This is a genomic window from Mesorhizobium sp. M2A.F.Ca.ET.037.01.1.1 (assembly GCF_003998075.1).
Taxonomy (GTDB): Bacteria; Pseudomonadota; Alphaproteobacteria; order Rhizobiales; family Rhizobiaceae; genus Mesorhizobium.
This window is the reverse complement of sequence record NZ_RZSA01000967.1, coordinates 1-2,424: the sequence shown is the minus strand read 5'-3', so window position 1 is coordinate 2,424 and position 2,424 is coordinate 1. Positions and strand designations below refer to the sequence as shown.

Sequence of the window (2,424 nt, the reverse complement as noted above, 5' to 3'; positions counted from 1 at the left end):
CCAGATGACCGAAGCGCTCGGCGAGCGAGACGAAGTCGCCTTCAGGGTCGATGATGGTCTGCTGCACCCAGGGCGCGCTCTGTTCGAGCAGCCGGCGCAGCAGATGCGACTTGCCGGAACCCGAATTGCCCTGCACCAGCAGGCGGGTCGCCAGCAATTCCTCAAGGTCGAGGGCCGCCGGCGCGCCTGCGCTCGTCTGCCCCATCTCGATTGCAACCGTCATATTTCGACTCAGAACGCCTCCATGCGCGCAAGCGGGCTTATCAACCGAAGCTGGGCACGTCGAGCATGGCCGCGCACCGCCGGGCGGTGTTCCACATCTAAGGGCGAGCGTGCTCGTCCCCATGGGCGAGCGTCGGCTCGCCCCATGCGCGAGCGTGAGCTCGTCCCTACACGGCGGATGGCGGCAGGCTGTCGCCATCGGCACTGGTCGGACCACCATTTCGCTGGCGCAATCCAGCCATTGGCGTATCATCTTTCGAGGGAGGGTTCATGGCAGGAGGAGGCCAATGAACGTCGCTGCGGAAGTGCCCGTCATGGATCCGACGGTGCAAGACCTTGTTTCGTCTGCCCTTTCGAAGTTTCGCGCCGGCGACACCGTGTCCACACGCGCCATGCTCGATGCCATACGCCATGCCGATCCATCCTGCGAGGACAGCGATGACCATCTGGTTGAGCTGATCGTGATGGCCGCCGTTGGTAAGACCATGGGTGTCGTGTTCGACCACCGCTCGCCCGATGAGCGGTTGCCGCGGCTGTCATAGGCTCTGAAGCGTTTGCCTGCGTATGTGAGCACCGGAAGCGCGGGAGCCCGCCGTTTGTAGGCCGGCCTCACGGCACGCTTTAGCCCAATGGATGCGGCATGTAACCGACGAAGCCCGCGATCTTCCAGCGGCCGCCGACCTTGCGGCAGAAATAGAGCGTCTGCCATTTCAGCCGGTCGACGCCGCCATCGGCCTTGGCGACGGAACCGTCGAACTTCTTGTGCAGCACCGCGCGATCGCCGTCGACATCTATGTCGCGCATGTTGGTGACACGAAACAGCGCCTCGCGCAGCGGCTCGGCGAATTTTGTCGCCGCAGTTTCCTTGGCCTGGCGCAGCCATTCGTCGCGATAGACCTCCAGCTTCGGGAACTGCAGCCGCCACGCATCGGCATTGGCGAGGAAATGCGCGTGCATGCCGAAGAAGCTCTCAGCGATGAAATCGTCCTCGACCATCGACCAGTCCTGTCCGAGGAAGGCATCGATGTCGCGCCGCACCAGCATTTCCCAAAGCGCGTGGCGGTCGGCATCGCCTTCCGGGAAGGGGTTCTTATCGAAGGTCATGCTGGATCTCCCTCATATCGCGGCCGAAGGCGGCGTCGAGCGCAAGATGCTCAGGCTTCTGTAATAAAGCAACATGGATTTCGAAAAAATGTTGCTTTCCGACATCGCCTCTATGAGGATCGTGCCGACAGGCGTAGACGGCTATGCGACCGGTTACGTTCAAACGCCAAGAGGAGACTCACTTGCCCAAGCAATGCTTTGGAAAATCGCATGTCCCGCTCTCGCCCGCCGTGCGCGCCGGCGATTTCGTCTATGTCTCCGGCCAGGTGCCGGTGGGCAGCGACGGGCTGGTGGTGAAGGGCGGCATCGCCGAGCAGACCGAGCAGGTGCTGCAGAACGTCAAGGCGGCGCTGGCGCTGGCCGGCTGCGGCATGGACGATGTGGTCAAGACCACCGTCTGGCTGGAGGACGCGCGCGATTTCGGCACTTCAACACCGTCTATGCGAAGCATTTCCCAAACGACCCGCCGGCGCGCACCACGGTCGAGTCGCGCCTGATGATCGACATCAAGATCGAGGTCGAGGCCGTCGCCTACCGGCCGGTCTGATCGCGCTACAAAACCGGAGGTACCGATGCAGTTCGATCTCCTGATCAAGGGCGGGCGCGTGATCGATCCCGCATCGGGCCTGGACGCGCAGCGCGACGTCGCCATTGCCGATGGCCGCGTCGCCGCGATCGAGGCGGCCATCGATGCCGAACATACCGCGCAGGTGGTCGATGCCAGGGACTGCATCGTCACGCCCGGCCTCGTCGACCTGCACAGCCATGTCTATTGGGGCGGCACCTCGCTCGGTGTCGATGCCGACCGGCTGGCCGCCAAGAGCGGCACCACCACCTTCGTCGATGCCGGCAGCGCCGGTGCCGGCAATTTCCTCGGCTTTCGCCGCCATGTCATCGAGCGCTCGAAGGTCCGCATCCTCGCTTACGTCAACATTTCCTTTGCCGGCATATTCGGCTTCGCCAAGACCGTATCGGTCGGCGAATGCAGCGACCTCAGGCTCTGCGAGCCGCGCGAGACGGTGGCCGCGGTGCGCGAGCACACCGATCTCGTCGTCGGCGTGAAAGTCCGCTCCGGCAAGCATGCCGGCGGTACCAGCG

Annotated in this window: 3 protein-coding genes and 2 pseudogenes; 3 read left to right on the top strand and 2 right to left on the bottom strand. The window is 63.8% G+C overall.

Features of this window, described 5'->3' with window-relative positions:
• The coding region (locus tag EOA27_RS32045) for a DUF87 domain-containing protein (protein ID WP_127258192.1) at positions 1–223 on the bottom strand (223 nt) is incomplete at its 3' end.
• A 286-nt stretch (positions 224–509) separates the two neighbouring features.
• On the opposite strand from EOA27_RS32045, the gene EOA27_RS32040 reads away from it, so the two are divergent.
• Positions 510–764: a hypothetical protein gene (locus tag EOA27_RS32040; protein ID WP_112126404.1), complete on the top strand. Its 255-nt coding sequence runs from the start codon at positions 510–512 to the stop codon at positions 762–764.
• Positions 765–843: 79 nt separating this feature from the next.
• Here the strand turns inward: EOA27_RS32040 and EOA27_RS32035 are convergent, their stop codons facing one another.
• Positions 844–1,326, bottom strand: coding sequence for a hypothetical protein (locus EOA27_RS32035; RefSeq protein WP_126081236.1), 483 nt, complete (start codon positions 1,324–1,326; stop codon positions 844–846).
• 143 nt (positions 1,327–1,469) lie between these two features.
• Between EOA27_RS32035 and EOA27_RS32030 the strand changes: the two are divergent.
• Positions 1,470–1,873: pseudogene (locus EOA27_RS32030) on the top strand (RidA family protein).
• 25 nt (positions 1,874–1,898) lie between these two features.
• Positions 1,899–2,424, top strand: a pseudogene (locus tag EOA27_RS32025) (amidohydrolase/deacetylase family metallohydrolase); the annotation flags it as partial.